Annotated in this window: 20 protein-coding genes; 10 read left to right on the top strand and 10 right to left on the bottom strand. The window is 73.3% G+C overall.

The window, feature by feature from the left end; genetic code table 11:
* Positions 1-10: 10 nt before the first annotated feature.
* A complete protein-coding gene (locus KME79_RS11665; RefSeq protein WP_219544424.1) occupies positions 11-727 on the top strand; it encodes an HNH endonuclease family protein in 717 nt (238 codons plus the stop codon).
* An 8-nt stretch (positions 728-735) separates the two neighbouring features.
* Here KME79_RS11665 and KME79_RS11660 read toward each other — a convergent pair whose 3' ends face one another.
* Positions 736-1,563: a GDSL-type esterase/lipase family protein gene (locus tag KME79_RS11660; protein WP_219544423.1), complete on the bottom strand. Its 828-nt coding sequence runs from the start codon at positions 1,561-1,563 to the stop codon at positions 736-738.
* A gap of 160 nt (positions 1,564-1,723) precedes the next feature.
* Between KME79_RS11660 and KME79_RS11655 the strand changes: the two genes are divergently transcribed.
* The gene (locus tag KME79_RS11655; protein ID WP_148031939.1) at positions 1,724-2,953 is read left to right on the top strand and encodes an isochorismate synthase; all 1,230 of its coding nucleotides are present in this window, start codon (positions 1,724-1,726) and stop codon (positions 2,951-2,953) included.
* 9 nt (positions 2,954-2,962) lie between these two features.
* On the opposite strand, the gene KME79_RS11650 is transcribed toward KME79_RS11655, so the two are convergent.
* The gene (locus KME79_RS11650; protein ID WP_219544422.1) at positions 2,963-3,577 is read right to left on the bottom strand and encodes an IMPACT family protein; all 615 of its coding nucleotides are present in this window, start codon (positions 3,575-3,577) and stop codon (positions 2,963-2,965) included.
* A gap of 84 nt (positions 3,578-3,661) precedes the next feature.
* Here KME79_RS11650 and KME79_RS11645 point away from each other — a divergent pair, with 84 nt between their 5' ends.
* Positions 3,662-4,792 (top strand): epoxide hydrolase family protein, encoded by a 1,131-nt coding sequence (locus tag KME79_RS11645; protein WP_219544421.1) that lies wholly within the window; start codon positions 3,662-3,664, stop codon positions 4,790-4,792.
* A 3-nt stretch (positions 4,793-4,795) separates the two neighbouring features.
* On the opposite strand, the gene KME79_RS11640 is transcribed toward KME79_RS11645, so the two are convergent.
* From KME79_RS11640 to KME79_RS11630, 3 genes are read right to left on the bottom strand one after another with little or no spacing between them, the layout of a single operon-like run.
* Entirely contained in the window at positions 4,796-5,551 is a 756-nt protein-coding gene (locus KME79_RS11640) for an ATP-binding cassette domain-containing protein (RefSeq protein ID WP_219544420.1), read from the bottom strand.
* Positions 5,548-6,588: an ABC transporter permease gene (locus tag KME79_RS11635; RefSeq protein ID WP_219544419.1), complete on the bottom strand. Its 1,041-nt coding sequence runs from the start codon at positions 6,586-6,588 to the stop codon at positions 5,548-5,550. The genes KME79_RS11640 and KME79_RS11635 overlap by 4 nt, the downstream gene beginning before the upstream one ends.
* Positions 6,585-7,559, bottom strand: coding sequence for a sugar ABC transporter substrate-binding protein (locus KME79_RS11630; protein ID WP_219544418.1), 975 nt, complete (start codon positions 7,557-7,559; stop codon positions 6,585-6,587). The genes KME79_RS11635 and KME79_RS11630 overlap by 4 nt, the downstream gene beginning before the upstream one ends.
* Positions 7,560-7,676: 117 nt before the next feature.
* Between KME79_RS11630 and KME79_RS11625 the strand changes: the two genes are divergently transcribed.
* Positions 7,677-8,318, top strand: coding sequence for a TetR/AcrR family transcriptional regulator (locus KME79_RS11625; RefSeq protein WP_246639648.1), 642 nt, complete (start codon positions 7,677-7,679; stop codon positions 8,316-8,318).
* Positions 8,319-8,331: 13 nt separating this feature from the next.
* Here the strand turns inward: KME79_RS11625 and KME79_RS11620 are convergent, their stop codons facing one another.
* Entirely contained in the window at positions 8,332-9,147 is an 816-nt protein-coding gene (locus tag KME79_RS11620) for an HpcH/HpaI aldolase/citrate lyase family protein (RefSeq protein ID WP_148031944.1), read from the bottom strand.
* A complete protein-coding gene (locus KME79_RS11615; RefSeq protein WP_219544417.1) occupies positions 9,144-10,331 on the bottom strand; it encodes a CaiB/BaiF CoA transferase family protein in 1,188 nt (395 codons plus the stop codon). Before KME79_RS11615 ends, KME79_RS11620 begins: the two co-directional genes overlap by 4 nt.
* A 61-nt stretch (positions 10,332-10,392) precedes the next feature.
* Here KME79_RS11615 and KME79_RS11610 point away from each other — a divergent pair, with 61 nt between their 5' ends.
* Both KME79_RS11610 and KME79_RS11605 read left to right on the top strand, forming a co-directional pair.
* Entirely contained in the window at positions 10,393-11,043 is a 651-nt protein-coding gene (locus KME79_RS11610) for a GntR family transcriptional regulator (RefSeq protein WP_246639647.1), read from the top strand.
* Between the two features lie 12 nt (positions 11,044-11,055).
* Positions 11,056-11,745, top strand: a complete 690-nt coding sequence (locus tag KME79_RS11605) for an HAD family hydrolase (RefSeq protein WP_219544416.1) — start codon at positions 11,056-11,058, stop codon at positions 11,743-11,745.
* A gap of 17 nt (positions 11,746-11,762) precedes the next feature.
* On the opposite strand, the gene KME79_RS11600 is transcribed toward KME79_RS11605, so the two are convergent.
* A complete protein-coding gene (locus tag KME79_RS11600; RefSeq protein WP_219544415.1) occupies positions 11,763-12,542 on the bottom strand; it encodes an inositol monophosphatase family protein in 780 nt (259 codons plus the stop codon).
* Positions 12,543-12,670: 128 nt separating this feature from the next.
* Between KME79_RS11600 and KME79_RS11595 the strand changes: the two genes are divergently transcribed.
* On the top strand, positions 12,671-13,411 hold the full coding sequence (locus KME79_RS11595; RefSeq protein ID WP_219544414.1) for a GntR family transcriptional regulator: 741 nt from the start codon (positions 12,671-12,673) through the stop codon (positions 13,409-13,411).
* A 218-nt stretch (positions 13,412-13,629) separates the two neighbouring features.
* The gene (locus KME79_RS11590) at positions 13,630-13,962 is read left to right on the top strand and encodes an STAS domain-containing protein (protein WP_187281190.1); all 333 of its coding nucleotides are present in this window, start codon (positions 13,630-13,632) and stop codon (positions 13,960-13,962) included.
* A 10-nt stretch (positions 13,963-13,972) separates the two neighbouring features.
* On the opposite strand, the gene menD is transcribed toward KME79_RS11590, so the two are convergent.
* Together menD and KME79_RS11580 are read right to left on the bottom strand one after the other, a co-directional pair.
* Positions 13,973-15,631 carry a 2-succinyl-5-enolpyruvyl-6-hydroxy-3-cyclohexene-1-carboxylic-acid synthase gene (gene menD / locus KME79_RS11585; protein ID WP_148031950.1) on the bottom strand — a complete coding sequence of 553 codons (1,659 nt, stop codon included), beginning with the start codon at positions 15,629-15,631 and terminating at the stop codon, positions 13,973-13,975.
* On the bottom strand, positions 15,628-16,521 hold the full coding sequence (locus KME79_RS11580; RefSeq protein WP_246639696.1) for an o-succinylbenzoate synthase: 894 nt from the start codon (positions 16,519-16,521) through the stop codon (positions 15,628-15,630). The genes menD and KME79_RS11580 overlap by 4 nt, the downstream gene beginning before the upstream one ends.
* Before the next feature lie 81 nt (positions 16,522-16,602).
* On the opposite strand from KME79_RS11580, the gene KME79_RS11575 reads away from it, so the two are divergent.
* Positions 16,603-17,748: an AMP-binding protein gene (locus KME79_RS11575; RefSeq protein ID WP_219544412.1), complete on the top strand. Its 1,146-nt coding sequence runs from the start codon at positions 16,603-16,605 to the stop codon at positions 17,746-17,748.
* A 43-nt stretch (positions 17,749-17,791) separates the two neighbouring features.
* Positions 17,792-18,085 (top strand): hypothetical protein, encoded by a 294-nt coding sequence (locus tag KME79_RS11570; protein WP_148031953.1) that lies wholly within the window; start codon positions 17,792-17,794, stop codon positions 18,083-18,085.
* Positions 18,086-18,163 lie beyond the last annotated feature (78 nt).

Here is an 18,163-nt window from a genome sequence, read left to right as displayed (position 1 = left end):
GGAGCCCTGTTTGAGTCTCAAGGACGCCGTCGCCATCTTCGCCGGAGCGGTCATCGTCGTCGCCCTCGCCAACGGCACGGACACCACGACCGCCGCCACCGCGGCCAGCCCGCTCGGCAACACCAGCGGAACTCTACCCGGCCTCGCGCCCATCACCTCCCACCAGGACAAGGACCGCGCCCGCGCCATCATCGCCAGGCTCAAGGTCAAGGGCCGCGGCCCCAGCACCGGCTACCACCGCGGACGCTACGGCGAGAACTGGGCCGACACCGCCACCGGCGTGCCCTACGCGCGCAACGGCTGCCGCACCCGCGACGACCTGCTGGCCCGCGACGGCCGCAACGTCCGCTACCGCGAGGGGTCCACCTGCGAGGTGATCGCCATGGACCTGGACGACCCGTACACCGGCCAGCGCATCGGCTGGTCCAAGAGGGACGCGGGCGCTGTCCAGGTCGACCACGTGGTGCCGCTCGCCTACGCCTGGCGGATGGGCGCCTCACGGTGGGCCGGGGGCAAGCGCGTCGACTTCGCCAACGACCCGCTCAACCTGCTGCCGGTCAAGGGCGCCGCCAACGAGCAGAAGGACGCCTCAGGACCGGCGAGCTGGCTGCCGCCGCAGCGCCGCGTGCGCTGCGCGTACGTGACGCGCTTCGCCCAGGTGGCCGTCAAGTACGCCGTGCCCGTCACCCGCGCCGACAAGAAGGCGATGCTCGCCCAGTGTCGCTGAGGGGGCCGTTACCGGGGGTCGGCCCAGGTGAAGCCGTTGCCGAAGGTGAGCTCGGCCAGCACCTTCTGACCGGCCACGTTGGGGTGGAAGTAGTCCCACCGGCTCACCTGCTTGAGCGTGAACGGGTAGGAGAACACAGCGCCCCGGTCGGTGCGGCACCACAGGCGCGCGGCGCACACCTCGGCGGCCTCCCGGTTGTAGTCGATGACCCGTTCGCGCACGTGGGTCCGCCGCAGCACGTCGGCCTTCGCGGTGGAGGTGGGCCTGGCCAGCATCGACGGGCAGATCCGCCCGACCCGCCACACCCCGCGCGCCACGGCCTGGTCCTTGGCCACCCGCCACAGCCGGTGCACGTCGGGGATGCTCGCGACCAGCACCCGCACCCCCGGCACGCCCGCCCGCAGCTCGTTGAGCGCCTGCTCCAGCCGCTGACGGTAGACCGACACCGGCGTCATCTGCCGCTCCGAGGCGGTGCACGCGTCCTGCGCCCCGATCAGCACGGTCACGTAGTCGGCCCGCGCCGCCACCGCCTTGCGCACCTGCCCGAGCAGGTCGGCGCTGGTGGAGCCGGGCACCGCGTAGTTCTTCGGCGCGAGACCCGGGCCGAGCGCCGCCAGCCGCCCGTAGTGGCTGTCCACGGCGGCGTTCCGGCCGGACGACCAGGACCGGGACCGGCATGAGATGAAGAACCCGCAACTGTTGTAACCGGACGAGATCGAGTCGCCGAGCGCCGCCATCACCCGCGGCACGGGCTCCCCGGGCGTCGTCGCACGAGCCACACCCGACGCCGCCAGCACCCCCGCCACCGCCAGCACCGGCACCACCTTGATGATCATGCACTCACGGTAGGCAGATGATCACCACGCGTCCATCACCTGGGGGTCACGCCTGCCATGTCAGGACCAACTCGCTATCGGCGCTTGACGAAGGGACCGTAACCGGCCGTTCACGGGGGTCCAAGTCGAACACGTTCAGTTCCCGCATAGAGTGTCTCAAGTGAGTGTCGCGCTCGGAACAACCCGCCCGCTACCGGTTCGCACGACCCCTGTACGCGACCCCGGTAACCTGATCGTCAGCCTGCCCATGACGGCGCCCTACGCGTGGATCAGGCACGGCGAAGGGCTCGTCGGCTGGGGTGAGGCGGCGCGCGCCGACGTCCCACCGGGTCCCGGCCGGTTCGCCTGGGCGCGCGAGTGGCTGGCGACCGTCTTCGACGGCGCGCTCGTCGACGACTCGGTGCGCTCCCCCGGCAGCGGCCCGGTCGCGTTCGGCACCTTCACCTTCGACGAGAACTCCCCCGGCTCCACCCTGGTCGTCCCCCAGGCGGTGCTGGCCCGCAAGGACGGGCGGGCCTGGCTGACCACGATCGGCGACCAGCACCTGGAGACGTTCACCCCGCTCGCCGACCCGGGCCGCATCAGCTACGGCGACGGCAGCCTCACCGCCCCCGAGTGGGAGCACGTGGTGGCCCGCGCCGCCCGCCGCATCCGCCAGGGCGAGCTGGAGAAGGTCGTGCTCGCCCGCGACCTGCTGGCCACCGCCGAGCAGCCGATCGACATCCGGCTCCTGCTGCTGCGCCTGGCCCGCCGCTACCCCGAGTGCTACGCGTTCTCGGTGGCCGGGCTGGTCGGCGCCACCCCCGAGCTGCTGATCCGGCGCACCGGCCAGGAGATCGAGTCCCTGGTGCTGGCCGGCACCACGCCGCGCGGCACCGGCCCGGCCGACGACCTGGCCCGCGGCGAGGCGCTGCTCGCCTCCACCAAGGACCGCCACGAGCACGAATGCGCGATCTCCTCGGTCCGCCAGGCGCTCGCTCCGCTCTGCTCCTCGCTGCGCACGCCCGACGAGCCGGAGCTGCTCGTGCTGCCCAACGTGCAACACCTGGCCAGCCACGTGACGGGCAGGCTGGCCGACGGCGCCTCCGTGCTGGACGTGGTGGCCGCCATGCACCCGACGGCGGCCGTCGGCGGCACCCCGACCGCCACGGCCATCGAGGTCATCCGCGAGCTGGAGGGCATGGACCGGGCCGGTTACGCGGGCCCTGTCGGCTGGATCGACGCCCACGGCGACGGCGAGTGGGGCATCGCGCTGCGCTCCGGCATCGTCGAGGGCCGCCGCGCCCGCCTGTTCGCCGGCGGCGGCATCATGGGCGACTCCGACCCGGCGGCCGAGCTGGCCGAGGCCCAGGCCAAGTTCCGCGTCATGCAGTACGCCCTCGAAGGCTGACCGGGCCGCTCAGCCCGGCAGGTGCACCGGCTCGCCGGGCGTCACGCGCGCCCGCCCCGCCGTCAGCGTCGCCAGCCAGTCGGTGAACCCCGCCACCTCGTCCTCGCCCACGGCCACCGCGAACTCCACCGCCTGCCCGTAGGTCACCTCGCGCACCGGATGACGTGAGGCCCGCAGGTCGTTCTCCACCCGGCCCGCCTGGTCGTGCGCCACCGACACCAGCATCAGCCTGGCCGGCACCATCCGCACCGGCTCGGCCCGGTCGAGCGTCTCGGTCACCGCCGACCCGTACGCGCGCACCAGCCCGCCCGCGCCGAGCAGCGTGCCGCCGAAATAGCGCGTGACCACCGCGACCACGCGGTCGAACCCGCGTCCCACCAGCGCCTGCACCATCGGCGTGCCGGCCGTGCCGCCGGGCTCGCCGTCGTCGTCGCCCTTGCGCTCCTGCCCGACCACGTACGCCGTGCAGTTGTGGGTGGCCGACGGATGCAGCCGCCGCCGCTCGGCGATGAACTCCGCCGCCCGCGCCGTCGTCCCGGCCGGGGCGATCGCGCAGATGAAGCGCGAGCGCCTGGCCTCGGTCTCGTGCTCGATGGGGCTTTTCAGGGTGAGGTACGAGGACACGCCTCCCAGGCTAGGGCCCGCGGTTGCCACTCTTGAACCGTATGGTGTACGGTACAGCGTACTGAATTGACTGGAGGCTCACGCTTGACCGACATCCGCCCGTACCGTCTGGAAACCCCGCAGGCCGACCTCGACGACCTGCACGCCCGCCTCGACCGGGTGCGCTGGCCCGACGAGGTGCCCGGGCAGGGCTGGCGCCTCGGCGTCCCGCTCGCCCACCTGAAGGACCTCGTCACCCGCTGGCGCCACCACGACTGGGCGGCCGCCTGCGCGGAGCTCAACCGCCACGACCAGTTCGTCACCGAGATCGACGGCCAGCGGATCCACTTCCTCCACGTGCGAAGCGCCGACCCCGATGCGCTCCCGCTGCTCGTCACCCACGGCTGGCCCAGCTCACCGTTCGAGTACCTCGACGTCATCGAGCCGCTCAGCCGCGACTTCCACCTCGTCATCCCGTCCCTGCCCGGCTACGGCCTATCCGGGCCCACCGCCGAGCTGGGCTGGGGCTCCACCCGCGTCGCCCGCGCCTGGCTGGAGCTCATGACCCGCCTCGGCTACGAGCGCTTCGGCGTCCAGGGCGGCGACTGGGGCACCTGGATCTCCCGCGAGACCGGCGTCCTGGCCCCCGAACGGGTCGTCGGCATGCACGGCAACGGCATCATCTGCTTCCCGATCGGCGCTCCCGGCGAGCTGGACGACCTCACCGCCGCCGAGCGGGAGCGGCTCGCCTTCCGCGACCGCTATATGAGCGAGCAGTACGGTTACAAGCTCATCCAGTCGGCCAGGCCGCAGACCTTCGCCTACGGCATGGCCGACTCCCCCGTCGCCCTGCTCGCCTGGTTCGCCGGCGTCTACCACGAGTGGAGCGACGGCGGGATCGACCCCGACCACCTGCTCACCACCACGACGCTCTACTGGCTGACCAACACCGCCGGCTCGGCGGCCCGCTCGTTCGTCGAGACGCCCGACACCGACCAGGACACCTCCGTGGAGTGGGAGCTCAAGCCGGCCACCGTGCCGACCTCCGTCTCCGTCTTCCCGAAGGACATCCTGCGGCCGATCCGCCGCTTCGCCGAGCGCGACAACGCCATCGTCGGCTGGGTCGAGCACGACCGCGGCGGCACCTTCGCCGCCCTGGAGCGGCCGGACGCGTTCGTGGCCGACGTGCGGGAGTTCTTCGCCACGTTGCGCCGGCCGGGCGCCTTTACGATGTAGATCTCAGTCGCGTTCGAGTTCGTGGGCCAGTTCCTTCAGCTCCGCCTCCCCGGCCATCAGCGAGGTCAGCTTCTCCCTGGTGATGTCCGCCTTGGCGAACTCCCCCAGGCTCGTCCCCCGGTTGAGCAGGAGGAACCGGTCCCCCACGGGGTAGGCGTGGTGCGGGTTGTGGGTGATGAACACCACCCCCAGCCCGCGGTCACGGGCCCTGGCGATGTAGCGCAGCACCACCCCGGCCTGCTTCACGCCGAGGGCGGAGGTCGGCTCGTCGAGGATGAGCACGCGCGCGCCGAAGTACACCGCGCGCGCGATCGCCACCGACTGCCGCTCGCCGCCGGACAGGGTGCCGACCGGCTGGTCCACGTCCCGGATGTCGATCCCCATCGCCCGCAGCTCGTCCCGTGCCACCCGCCTGGCCTTGGCCACGTCGAAGCCCAGGCCCTTGCGGGGCTCGGAGCCGAGGAAGAAGTTCCGCCACACCGACATCAGCGGGATCATCGCCAGGTCCTGGTAGACGGTGGCGATGCCGCGGTCGAGCGCGTCGCGGGGGCTGCCGAACCGGGTCTCGGCGCCGTCCACCAGCAGCGACCCGGCGTCGTGCTGGTGGACCCCGGCGAGGATCTTGATGAGCGTGGACTTGCCGGCGCCGTTGTCGCCGAGCACGCAGGTGACGTGGCCGGCCTCCACCGACATCGACACCTCGCGCAGCGCCAGCACCGAGCCGAACGACTTGCCGATGCCCTTCGTCTGGAGGATCAATGCTTCACCTCCTCGGCGTAGCGGCGGACCAGGCGGTTGGCGAGCGTGGCGAGCAGCAGCATCGCGCCCAGGAAGAACATGAACCAGTCGGCGTCCCAGCCCAGGAAGACGATGCCCTTGTCCGCCATGCCGAAGATCACGGCCCCTATCGCCGCCCCGATCGCGGACCCGTACCCGCCCGTGAGCAGGCAGCCGCCGATCACCGCCGCGATGATGTAGATGAACTCCTGCCCGATGCCGACGTTGGCCTGCACGGACGTGTAGCGCAGCGCCAGGATCGAGCCGACCAGCCAGGCCGCGAACGCCGTCGTCATGAACAGCGCGATCTTCGTACGGGCGGCCGGCACCCCGACCGCGCGGGCGGCCTGCTCGCCACCGCCCACCGCGAAGATCCAGTTGCCCTGCCGGGAGCGCATGAGCACCCAGGTGGCGACCGCGGTGACCAGCAGCCACCACAGGATCGCCACCCGGAACGAGGCGCCGCCGATCTGGATCGTGCCCGCGAAGACCGTGTGCGCGCTGTCGAACCCCCAGGCCGTGCGCAGGCCGCTGACCTGCACGGTGCCGGTGAGCGCCTTGGTGACGCCCAGGTTCACGCCCTGCAGCATGAGGAAGGTGCCGAGCGTCACGATGAAGCTCGGCAGCCTGGTCCTGGTCACGATCAGCCCGTTGAACAGGCCGACGGCCAGCGCCACGACCAGGCCGACGAGCATGGCCGCCCAGACGTTCATGCCGTAGCGGGTGGCGAGCGTGACCAGGATGAGCCCGGTCGTGCCGGTCATCACGCCCGCCGACAGGTCGAACTCGCCGCCGATCATCAGCAGCGCGATCGCCACCGCCATGATGCCGAGCGTGGCCGCCGGGTCGAGCCAGTTGGCGATGCCGGGCAGGGACCGGAACACCGCCGACTGGCTCGCGAAGAACGCGAACACCACGACCGCCCCGACGACGGCGCCCAGCTCGGGCCGGATCAGCAGGCGGCGCAGCGGCCCGACCTCGGCGACGCGCTCGTCCGCGCGGCCCGCGGTGGCCGTCATCGCGTGCCCGCCTCCGCGAGCTTGGCCACCTGCTCGGCGTTCTCCTTGGTGACGAACCCGGGCCCGGTGTTCACCGGCAGGCCGCCTCCGACGGTGTTCAGGTTGTTCTTGTACAGGTGGAGGAAGGTGATCGGGAGGTAGCCCTGCAGGTACTGCTGCTGGTCCACGGCGAACATGATCTCGTCGGCCTGGATGGCGGCGACCACGTCGGCCGACAGGTCGAAGGTGGCGAGCTTGGCCTGCGAGCCCGAGTCCTTGATCGCGTCCCTGGCGGCCACCGCGACGGCCGGGTTGAGCGCGAGCACGCCGTTGACCGCCTGGTCCGACTGGAGCTTGGCGGTGACCTTCGAGGTGACGTCGGCCAGGTTGCTCACGTCCACCTGGAGCCGCTCGACCGTGCCGCCGAGCGTCTCCTCGGCGCCCTTGCAGCGCTGGTCGAGCCCGATGTTGCCGGCCTCGTGGATCACGCACAGCAGCTTGGTCACCCCGGCGCCCCTGAGCTGCTCGCCCGCGCCGCGCCCGGCCACGTCCTCCGACTGGCCGACGTGCGTGACCGCGCCGAACTCCTTGGACGAGTCCGCCCCCGAGTTGATCGTCACCACCGGGATCTTCGCGGCCACCGCCTTGCCCACGGCCTCGCGCAGCGCGTCGGGGTTGGCCATGGACACCACGATGCCGTCCGCCTTGCCGGACACCGCCTGGTCGATGAGCTGCGACTGCTTGGCGGGGTCGCCGTCGCCCTGGTACGTGACGGTCACGCCGTACTCCTGCCCGGCGGCCTCGGCTCCGTTCTTGACCACGTCCCAGAAGGAGTCTCCGGGGGCGCCATGGGTGATCACCGCGTAGGTGCCGCCACCGCCGGCGGGGGGCGCCGAGCCGGGTTCGTTCTGCGTATTCTGCTCGGCCGGCGCGGAGCAGGCGGTCAGCGCCAGAGCGCTCACCAGGGCCAGCACGACAGGGGTTCGTCTCATGGAACACCTCCAGAGCGTTGGGCTCGCCCCCGGTTCTACCCCAATATCAACTCTATGTATAGACATGCGGACTAACTGAGCTAGAACGGAATTCTTCGTTCCGATAAGCTCGGAGGCATGACCACCGCACCCATGAGCGGCCGCAAGGCCCAGGCCGCGAGGAACGACGAGCTGATCCTCGCGGCCGCCCGCGCCGTCTTCACCGCCGACCCCAACGCCCCCATCGCCGCCGTGGCCGAGCGCGCCGGCGTCGGCATCAGCGCTCTCTACCGGCGTTACCCCAGCAAGGAGGCGCTGCTGCAGAAGCTCTGCGGCGACGGGCTCAAGCGGTACATCGAGGTGGCGCAGCGGGCGGTGGACGACGACGAGGGCGACCCGTGGGAGGTGTTCGCGGCGTACCTGCGCGGCATCGTGGACGCCGACAGCAGCTCGCTGACGATCAGGCTCGCGGGGACGTTCCAGCCGACGGAGGAGCTCTTCGCCGACTCGGCGCGGGCCTCCCGGCTGGCGGTGGAGGCGCACCGGCGGGCCGTCGAGGCCGGAGTGCTCCGGCCCGACGTGACGCCCGCCGACATCGCGCTCCTGTTCGAGCAGCTCGCCTCGGTCAAGCTCGGCGACGAGCGGCGCACCGCCGAGCTCCGCCACCGCTACCTGGCGCTCGTCATCGACTCGCTCCGTCTCCCCCCGGCCCGCCGCGCGCTCCCCGGCCCCGCCCCCGACGACGAGGAGCTCGGACGACGCTGGATCCCCGAGCCCTGACGTCCCCGGGCCGTCAGGAGTCGGCGAGCTGGGTGGAGAGGATTAGGGTCCGGCGGGCGCGGGCCACGATCGGCGCGTCGACGAAGCGGCCGTCCGGCAGGGCGAAAGCGCCCGCGCCCGCGGCGTCGGCCGCCTGCACGATCTCGGCGGCCCGCGCCGTCTCCTCCGGCGTCGGCCGGAAGGCGGCCCTGATCACCGGGATCTGCCGCGGGTGGATGGCCGTGCGCCCGAACATGCCGAGCGCCCGCCCCTCCGCGCACGACGCGGCCAGCCCGGCCTCGTCCCGTACGTCCGGATAGACCGCCATGGGCACCGGCGGCAGCCCTGCCGCGGCGGCGGCCAGCACCGCCCGCAGCCGGAGGTGGTCCAGCGCCGGCCCGCCCGTGATGGCCAGCTCGGCCGCCAGGTCCTGCTCGCCGAGCGCGATGCCGTCGACGCACGGGTGGGCGGCGACGGCCCGCGCCTCCAGGATCCCGGCCGCGGACTCCAGCAGCGCGTACGCCCGCACGCCCAGCCGCTCCACCAGGTCGAGCGCGGTCGCCGACTCCACCTTGGGCAGCCGCACGGCGTCGGCCGACCGGCCCAGCTCGTCCAGGTCGTCCAGCCCGCGCTGGGTGGTCAGGTCGTTGACCCGCACGTGCACCGGCGGCCCTCCAGGAGGGCGGGAGCGCAGGTAGCCGGCCGCGTTCGCGCGGGCCTCGTCCTTGCGGGCGGGCGCGACCGCGTCCTCCAGGTCGATGATGACCACGTCGGCGCCGGAGTCGGCCGCCTTGGCGAACCGCTCGGGCCGGTCGCCCGGCACGTACAGCCAGGTGACGGGGATCCTCACGCGATCACCCCGGCCTCGCGCAGCCGGGCGATCTCCCCGGCCGGGTACGCGAGCTCGCCGAGCACGGCGTCGGTGTCGCGCCCGAGACCGCGGCCCGGCCAGCGCACCTCGCCCGGCGTGCCGGACAGCCGGAACAGCACGTTCTGCACGGTGACCGCGCCCAGCTCCTCGTCGGGCACTTCGACGAACGTGTCCAGGGCCGCGTACTGCGGGTCCTCGGCGATGTCGGCGACGTCGTAGACGGGCGCGACCGCGGCCTGCGCCTCCTCGAAGCGGGCGACGACCTCGGCGGCGTCGCGGGCGGCGATCCAGGAGGCGACGGCCTCGTCCAGCTCCTCGACGTGCGCGACGCGCCCGGCGCCGCTGGCGAACCAGGGCTGCTCGACCAGGTCAGGCCGCCCGACCAGGGTCATCACCCGCTCGGCGATCGGCTGGGCGCTGGTGGAGATGGCCAGCCAGCGTCCGTCGCGGGTGCGGTAGGTGTTGCGCGGCGCGTTGCTGGAGGACCGGTTGCCGGTGCGCCTCGGCACCACGCCGAGGGCCTTGTAGGCGGTCATCTGCGGGCCGAGCAGGGCGAGGATGGGCTCGATGATGGCCAGGTCGACGACCTGGCCGCGCCCGGTGTGCTCACGGGCACGCAACGCCACCATGATCGCGTACGCCATGGCGAGGCCCGCGATGCCGTCGGCGAGCGCGAGCGGCGGCAGCGTGGGAGGCCCGTCGGGCTCCCCGGTCATCGCCGCGAACCCGCTCATGGCCTCGGCCAGGGTGCCGAACCCGGGCCGCGCGGCCATCGGCCCGAACTGCCCGAACCCGGTCATCCGCGCCACGATCAGCCGGGGGTTGCGCTCCAGCAGCACCTCGGGCCCGAGCCCCCACCGCTCCAGCGTGCCGGGCCTGAAGTTCTCCACGAGCACGTCGCAGCCGTCGGCGAGGCGGCGCAGGATCTCCTGCCCCTCGGCCCGCGACAGGTCGACGGCGGCGGCGCGCTTGTTGCGCGAGAGCGTCTTCCACCACAGCCCCACCCCGCCGGCCGCGGCGCCGTGACCGCGCGCCGGGTCGCCGCGCCTCGGATGCTCGATCTTGATCACGTCGGCGCCGAAGTCGCCCAGCATCATCGCGGCGGTGGGCCCGGCGAACAGCGTGGCGGCGTCGATGACCCGCAGTCCCGCGAGGCTTGTCATGGGTATGTAACTTATAAGAAATATGTCATAGGTCAACCGGGATTCAAGAGACACTTGACCCATGACCGCCGACCATCGGCCGCCGATGAGCAAGGCCGACTACGTCTACAGCGTGCTGCTGGAGGAGATCCGCACCGCCCGCATCCCCGGCGGCACCGCGCTGCGCGCCGGCGCGGTCGCCCGCCGGCTCGGCGTCTCCGTCACTCCGGTACGGGAGGCGCTCCGCAGGCTGGAGAAGGACCGCCTGATCAGCTACGAGGCGCACCACGGCGCGACGGTGGTCGAGCTGGGCGACGACGCGCTGGAGGAGTTCTACGGGCTGCGCGCGGTGGTCGAGGGCCTGGGCGCGCGGCTGGCGGCGGCCCGGATCACCGCGGGCGAGCTGGCCTGGCTGCGTGATCTGCACGCGTCGATGGCCCGTGACGCGGAGGCGGGCCGCCACGACCGGCTGGGCGAGCGGAGCAGGGACTTCCACCTGCGCATCACCGACATCGGCGGCCCGGCGTTCCTCGGCCAGCAGGCCAGGGCGGTGCGCAACAGCTTCCCCGTCCCGGCCGCCGCCTCCCAGTGGCTCGACCCCGGACAGGCGCGGCGGCACCTCGACGCGCACGCCGGCGTGCTGGCGGCGCTGGAGCGGGGCGACGGCGAGGCGGCCGAGCGCGTCATGGCCGGCCATGTCCGCGAGGCCGGCGAGTACCGCAGGAACGCCTGACAGGATGGAAACGTGATCAACGGCATTCTGTTCGACCTGGACGGCACCCTCCTCGACCACCGCACCGCGGCCGACACGGCGATCGGCGCCTGGGTGGCGGAGCGGGCTCCCGGCCACCCCAGGCTCGGCGACGCGCCCGCGCTCTGGGCGGCGCTGGAGGAGCCCCACCTGGCGGCCTGGCACGCGGGCGAGTGCTCCTGGCAGGAGCAGCGGCGCCGCCGCGTCCGCGCGCTCTGCGCCGAGCTCGCCATCGAGGTGCCCGCCGACCTCGACGCGGCCTTCGCCGGGTTCGCCGAGCACTACCGGCGCGGCTGGGTGGCCTTCCCCGACGCGGCGCGGACGCTGGCGGCGCTCGGCGGGTTCCGGCTCGGGGTGCTGACCAACGGCGCCCAGGAGATCCAGGAGGAGAAGGTGCGCGCGATCGGCCTGGACGGGCTGGCCGGCCCGGTGCTGACGGGCGAGGTGCTGGGCGGCTGCTACAAGCCGGCGGCGGCCTGCTACACGGCGGCCGCCGCCGCGCTCGGGCTGCCGCCCGAGGAGATCCTGCTGGTCGGCGACGACATCGCCAAGGACGTGACGGGGCCGGCGGTGACGGGCATGCGCTCGGTCTGGCTCGACCGCCTCGGCGTCTCCCCGCCCCCGGACGGCTTCCCCCGCATCACGACCCTGGCCGACCTCCCGCCCCTGGTGCACGCCCCCTGACACCGGGCACGATGCGCCTACCGCTTCTCCACGGCCACCTCCGCGAGGGCGGACGAGGCGAGGTCGAAGCCGCCCACGTGCGCGAGGTAGTCGCCGGGGGCGAGGGGGTCGCCCAGATAGACGCCGCCGGCCCGGTGGACCAGGAGTGCGCCCGCCGCCACGTCCCACGGCTGGGCGCGGGTGCCGTAGACCGCGTCCGCCCAGCCGGCCGCGACGTGCGCCAGGTTGAGCGCGGCGCTGCCGGGCCTGCGCACGGCCGCGAAGGCGTCCACCAGCCGCCCGTAGCGGCGCAGCCCCTCCTCGCCGTCGACCTCCAGGTCCAGCGGCGACGGGTAGCTGCACAGCAGCATCGCCTCGCGGTCGCGCGCCGCGCCCGCGCTGCGGATGGGCACCCCGTTGCACCAGGCGCCATCGGTCGTGGCGGTGAACTCGTCCTCGCGTACGGGGTCGTACACCACTCCTGCCACCAGCTCGCCCCCGACGGCGGCGGCGATCGACACGCAGAAGAACGGCAGGCCGGCCGCGAAGTTGGCGGTGCCGTCGATGGGGTCGACATACCAGACCAGCTCGCCGGAGCCGGTCGTGCCGCCCTCCTCCCCCACGATCGCGCTGCCGGGGAAACGGCCCTCGATCACGCCCCGGATGGTCTCCTCGGCCGCCTTGTCGTGCTCGGTCACCGGGTCGTGGAAGTCGCGCTTCACGGCCACCTCGGGCCTCGAACGGAACGCCTCCCGCAGCGGCGGCCCCACGGCCCTGGCGGCCTCGGCGGCGGTCTCCAGCAGTGTGGTCGTGTCCATGATCCCCCCAAGAGAAACAGTCATCACCGACAACCATGGCAGGTCGGGGTCACCCGGCCCGAACCGCCCTCGTACTCAGGGGAAGAGATATTTGTCAGGACATTCTTACCTCGGATAACCTGATCAGCATGACCGCGAACCTGGCGATCGACCTGGATCGATCCAGCCCCGTGCCGCTCTACTTCCAGGTGGCCGAGCAGATCGCCGAGGCCATCCGGCGGGGTGACCTGGCCCCCGGCTCCCGGCTGGACAACGAGATCCTGCTGGCCGACAAGCTCGGCCTGTCGCGGCCCACGATCCGCCAGGCGATCCAGTATCTCGTGGACAAAGGGCTGCTGGTACGCAAGCGCGGCGTCGGCACCCAGGTGGTCCACGGCCAGGTCAAGCGGTCGGTGGAGCTCACCAGCCTCTACGACGACCTGCGCCGCTCCGGGCAGGAGCCGGCCACCCAGGTGCTGCGGCTGGAGCCCCGCGTGGTCGAGGAGGAGGTCGCCGGCATCCTCGGCGTGGAGCCGGCCACCGAGGTGCTCTACCTGGAGCGGCTGCGGTTCGCCGCCGGTGAGCCGCTGGCGCTGCTGCACAACTGGCTCCCGATCGGGCTGGCCCCGCTGACTCCCGAAGGCCTGCAGAGCCGGGGCCTGTACGAGCTGCTGCGCGGGGCGGGCGTGCGGATGCGGGTGGCCAACCAGCGCATCGGCGCGCGGGCCGCCAGCCAGGCCGAGGCGCGGCTGCTCGCGGAACGCCGCGGCGCCCCGCTGCTGACCATGGTCCGCACCACCTACGACGACCAGGGCCGCGCCGTCGAGCACGGCTCCCACGTCTACCGCGCCTCCCACTATTCGCTGGAGGTCACGCTCATAGAGCGCTGACCTCGTACGGTTTCGGGATCTATGCCGATTACCCGCAGGGAATCGGGTTCTTCCGGCGAAACACGCCGACCCCCCGCTAGCATCCAGCGTGACAGCGTACGGCGACGCACATGCGCCGTCCGGCCCGCAGCCCGCCGGCCCCTCACACCGGCGAGTTCCCCGGGACGGCGGCGGGACCCCCCTGGCGTCGCGCGACGACGTTCACCGCGAGGGGTCCCATGCACGCATTCCACCTGACGACGAGCGTGCGCGACGACGTCGTGACCGTATCGGTCGGCGGGGAGCTGGACATCGCCTCCAGGGAGCTGCTCCGCGCCCACGTGCTGGAGCTGCTGGACACGATCGCGCGCCCCGCGGAGATCGTCCTGGACCTGGGCGGGCTGGCCTTCATCGACGCGGCGGGCCTGGGCGTGCTCGTCGCCGTCCAGCGGCGCGCACGCCAGTGCGAGGCCGGGCTGACGCTGACGGGCGTGTCGCCCAGGACGTCCGGGCTCATGCGCGTCACCGGTCTGGACGAGCTCTTCGGCACCGCCGGCGCGGAGCGGAACTGACGGCGCGTGCTCAGGCGAGCGCGGCGCGCACCGCCTCCTGCGCGGCGTCCTTCAGCCGCGCGTGGACGAGCGCGTTCGACTCGCGGTCCGTGCGCACCTCCACCACCCGCGGCCCCTCCCCCCGCAGCGCCTTCGGCAGCTCGGAGACGTCCTCCACGAGGGTGTGAGGGGTGCGGGTCGCGGCCGTGACGTAGCCGAGGTCCACCCCGTGCGGGGTGCCGAAGACGCGCTCGAACGGGTCGCGCACGGCCGCCTGCGGCAGCATCGAGAAGATGCCTCCCCCGTCGTTGTTGACCACCACCAGGCACAGGTCCGGGCGCGGCTCGCGGGGGCCGAGCACCAGGCCGTTCTGGTCGTGCAGGAACGACAGATCGCCGATGAGGCCGTAGGAGGGCCCGTTGTGGCCGAGCGCCGCCCCCATCGCCGTCGACACCAGCCCGTCGATGCCGGACGCGCCCCGGCTGGCCATCACCCTGATGCCGCGCCGCGGCCGCATCGCCTGGTCCAGGTCGCGGATCGGCATCGACGACCCGCAGAACAGCAGCGCCCCGTTCGGCAGCGCGTCGACCAGGTCGCGGGCCAGCCTCGGCTCGCTCAGCCCGGAGGAGTCGAGCACCTCGTCCATCGCCGCCCTGGCCGCCTGGTCGGCCCGCCGCCAGGCGTGCAGCCAGGCGTCGTCGCCGGAGGCCACCGGGATCTCCACCGCCTGGGCCACCTGGGTGGCCGAGCGGGTCGGGTCGGGCCAGCGGTCGAGGTCGGGGGCGACCACGATGTGCTCCGGGGCGCGCGTCAGCCACGACAGCAGCGGGCGCGACAGGCCCGGCCTGCCCAGCGTGACCACCACGTCCGGCGGGTGGGCGTCGGCGAACTCCGGCATGCCGAGCAGGAAGTGGTAGGTGGACACGGCGTGGTCGCCGTAGCGGCCGCCGCCCTGCGGCTCCGACAGCACCGGCCAGCCGGCCATCCCCGCCGCGGCCACGTACCGGCGCACGTTGGGCGCGCCGTCGCCGACCACCAGGACCCCGCGCCTGGTCGGCGGGAGGTGCAGGGCGACCGGCGGCGGCGCGACGCGGACCCGCACCCACGGGCCGTTCGCGTCGCCGCCGAGCGGCTCGCACCAGGAGGTGTCGCCGTCGGGCAGCAGCGGCTCCCTGAACGGCAGGTTGAGGTGGACCGGGCCGGGGTCGCCGGGGCCGAGCGCGCGCTGGTAGGCGCGGCAGGCCAGCGACCGCCAGTAGGCCACCTGGCCGGGCCGGTCCTCGGGCACGCCCAGCTCGGCGAACCAGCGCGTGGCGGTGCCGTACAGCTTGAGCTGGTCGATGGTCTGGTTGGCGCCGGTGCCGCGCAGCTCCGGCGGCCGGTCGGCGGTCAGCACGAGCAGCGGCACGCCGGACTCGGCGGCCTCGATCACCGCCGGGTGGAAGTTGGCCGCGGCCGTGCCCGACGAGCAGATCACCGCCACCGGCCGGTCGGTCCGCTTGGCCAGGCCGAGCGCCAGGAAGGACGCCGACCGCTCGTCGACGCGGACGTGCAGGCGCAGCCTCGACTCGGCGTGCGCGGCCAGCGCCAGCGGCGCCGACCGGGAGCCCGGCGCGATCACGACGTCGGTGAGGCCGCAGCGCACCAGCTCGTCGACCAGGACCGTGGCCAGCGCGGTGGCGGGGTTCACAGTGACGCCTCCTGCATCCGCCGCAGCCACGGCGGAGAATCGATCTCGAATGCCGACAGCCGCCCGGGGTCCACGTCCGGACGGCGCACGGTGAGCACGCCGCCCTCCGGGACCAGCGAATCGGCCACCACGTCGCCCTCCAGCAGGGACATCGTGCCGAGCCCGCACGCGTACGGCAGCTCGGGCAGCGCGGCGGCCAGCGCCAGGCCGGCGGCCAGCCCCACGGACGTCTCCACAGCGCTCGACACGACGGCGGGCAGCCCGCACGCCTCCACCACGCGCAGCGCCGCACGCACCCCGCCCAGCGGCTGGACCTTCACCACCGCGATGTCGGCCGCCCCCGCCGCCCTGACCCGGAGCGGGTCCTCGGCGCGGCGGATGGACTCGTCGGCCGCGATCGGCACGTCGCAGGCCCGCCGCACGGCGGCGAGCTCGTCCAGGGTGGCGCAGGGCTGCTCGGCGTACTCCAGGTCGAACCGGTTCAGCTCCTTGAGCCGGCGCACCGCCTGGGAGACGTCCCAGGCGGCGTTGACGTCCACGCGCAGCCTGCCGGACGGGCCGAGCGCGTCGCGCACCGCCTCCACCCTGGCCAGGTCGTCGGCGAAGCGCTGGCCCGGCTCGGCCACCTTGACCTTGGCCGTGCCGCATCCGGAGCGCCGCACCATCGCGTGCGCCTGCTCGGGGCCGACGGCGGGCACGGTGGTGTTGACCGGGACCGTGTCGCGCACCGGCTCGGGCCAGCCCTCGAACGCGGCCTCGCGCGCGCAGGCCCGCCAGCGGGCGCACTCGCGCGGCCCGTACTCGGGGAACGGCGAGAACTCGCCCCATCCGGCGGGCCCTCGCAACAGGACCCCTTCCCTGACGGTCTGACCACGGAACCTGGTGCGCATCGGAATCCGGAACACCACGGGGGAACGCGTCACGACCCTCCCTGCCGCCTTGCCCGTTCTGACGTCACTAACCTTACGAGCATGTGGAGAAACCCGTCGCATCCGGACCGTCCGCTGAACGCGGTCGTGCGGCCCGCAGGCCCCGAGCTGTACGCGGCGGTCCGCGACGCGCTGTCAGGCGAGGGCCCTGCGGTGCTGCCGCTCACCCCCGGGCAGGCCGGCGCCGCCATCGCCGCGCTGCGGCCCACGCACGTCGACGGCGAGCCGCGCGACGGCGGGCACGGGGTGCCGCCTGACGTGGCGGTGGTCATCGCGACCAGCGGCAGCACGGGCGCGCCCAAGGGCGTCATGCTGTCGGCGACGGCGCTGCGCGCCTCGGCGGCGTCCTCCCTGCGGCGGCTGGGGGCGGCCAAGGGCGAGCGGTGGCTGTGCTGCCTGCCCGCTTCGCACGTGTCGGGGCTGCAGGTGCTGGTGCGTTCGCTGCTCGCCGGGAGCGAGCCGATCATGCACGAGCGCTTCGACCCGCGGGCCGTGCTCGGCGCGGGCGCCGACCACGTGTCGCTGGTGCCCACCCAGCTGCACAGGCTGGTCGAGCTGGGAGCCGACCTGTCCGGGTTCCGCACCATCCTGCTAGGGGGCGCGGCGCCGCGTCCCGGCCTGCTCGACGAGGCCCGCGACCTCGGCGCCTCGATCGTGACCACGTACGGGATGAGCGAGACGAGCGGCGGCTGCGTGTACGACGGCCGCCCCCTTTACAATGTAGATCTGAAGATCGGCGAGGACGGGCGCATCCTGGTGTCGGGGCCCGTGCTGTTCTCCGGCTACCGCTCCGGCGAGCCCGGCCCGTTCGACGGCGGCTGGTTCGTCACCTCCGACCTGGGCGAGCTGTCCGGCGGCCGGCTGCGGGTGCTGGGCCGGGCCGACGACGTCATCAACACCGGCGGCGAGAAGGTGGTGGCGGGCGCCGTGGCCACCGTGCTGGGCGGCCATCCCGCGATCACGGACGTGGCCGTGATCGGCAGGCCGGATCCCGAGTGGGGCGAGGTGGTCGTGGCCGCCGTGGTGCCCGCCGACCCTGTGAATCCGCCCACACTCGAGCAGTTGCGCGCCTATTGCGACGACCGGCTGCCGCCGTACGCCGCGCCGCGCGACCTGCGCGTGTTGCCCCGGCTTCCGCTGCTGCCCAACGGCAAACCTGATCTGTTGCGGCTGAAGTCCGGAACCTGATGAAGTGCGGATGCGTCATAGTGGGGAGAAGGAGGGAGCCTTGATGAACCAGTCCCGCAAGACGTGGGCGTCCGCGGCAGTGGTGGGCGTCGTCGTCGCCGGCGGCGTCTGGGTCGCGGCGGCCGCCTCGGCGGGCAGGCTCGACCAGGTCAGGCAGTCGACCCGGGCCGTCGTCGAGCAGGTCAGCCCGCCCCCTTCCGAGCCGACCGACATCGTGGTGTCCACCGGGGTCAACCCCGACCCGGAGGACGTCCTCCAATACTGGACCGACGAGCGCCTGGAAGACGCCCAGCCGATGCCCATGCCGGAGGTCGGGGAGTTCGAGATCGGCGAATAGCGCGATCAGGACCCGCGAGGGCGCGCCGCCGGCCGGGCGGCCCGCCCTTTTTCGCGTCACGGGAACAAATCGCGCCGC

The organism is Nonomuraea harbinensis (assembly GCF_019396385.1).
Taxonomy (GTDB): Bacteria; Actinomycetota; Actinomycetes; order Streptosporangiales; family Streptosporangiaceae; genus Nonomuraea; species Nonomuraea ferruginea.
Note: the sequence above shows the minus strand (reverse complement) of the source record. Positions and strands in the feature narration are given on the sequence as shown.

Coding starts and splice junctions, on each gene's coding strand:
- KME79_RS11660 (WP_219544423.1), bottom strand. CDS start 1,563: ATGATCATCAAGGTGGTGCCGGTGCTGGCGGTGGCGGGGGTGCTGGCG.
- KME79_RS11635 (WP_219544419.1), bottom strand. CDS start 6,588: ATGACGGCCACCGCGGGCCGCGCGGACGAGCGCGTCGCCGAGGTCGGG.
- KME79_RS11630 (WP_219544418.1), bottom strand. CDS start 7,559: ATGAGACGAACCCCTGTCGTGCTGGCCCTGGTGAGCGCTCTGGCGCTG.
- KME79_RS11625 (WP_246639648.1), top strand. CDS start 7,677: ATGACCACCGCACCCATGAGCGGCCGCAAGGCCCAGGCCGCGAGGAAC.
- KME79_RS11615 (WP_219544417.1), bottom strand. CDS start 10,331: ATGACAAGCCTCGCGGGACTGCGGGTCATCGACGCCGCCACGCTGTTC.
- KME79_RS11610 (WP_246639647.1), top strand. CDS start 10,393: ATGACCGCCGACCATCGGCCGCCGATGAGCAAGGCCGACTACGTCTAC.
- KME79_RS11600 (WP_219544415.1), bottom strand. CDS start 12,542: ATGGACACGACCACACTGCTGGAGACCGCCGCCGAGGCCGCCAGGGCC.
- KME79_RS11595 (WP_219544414.1), top strand. CDS start 12,671: ATGACCGCGAACCTGGCGATCGACCTGGATCGATCCAGCCCCGTGCCG.
- KME79_RS11590 (WP_187281190.1), top strand. CDS start 13,630: ATGCACGCATTCCACCTGACGACGAGCGTGCGCGACGACGTCGTGACC.
- KME79_RS11580 (WP_246639696.1), bottom strand. CDS start 16,521: ATGCGCACCAGGTTCCGTGGTCAGACCGTCAGGGAAGGGGTCCTGTTG.
- KME79_RS11575 (WP_219544412.1), top strand. CDS start 16,603: ATGTGGAGAAACCCGTCGCATCCGGACCGTCCGCTGAACGCGGTCGTG.
- KME79_RS11570 (WP_148031953.1), top strand. CDS start 17,792: ATGAACCAGTCCCGCAAGACGTGGGCGTCCGCGGCAGTGGTGGGCGTC.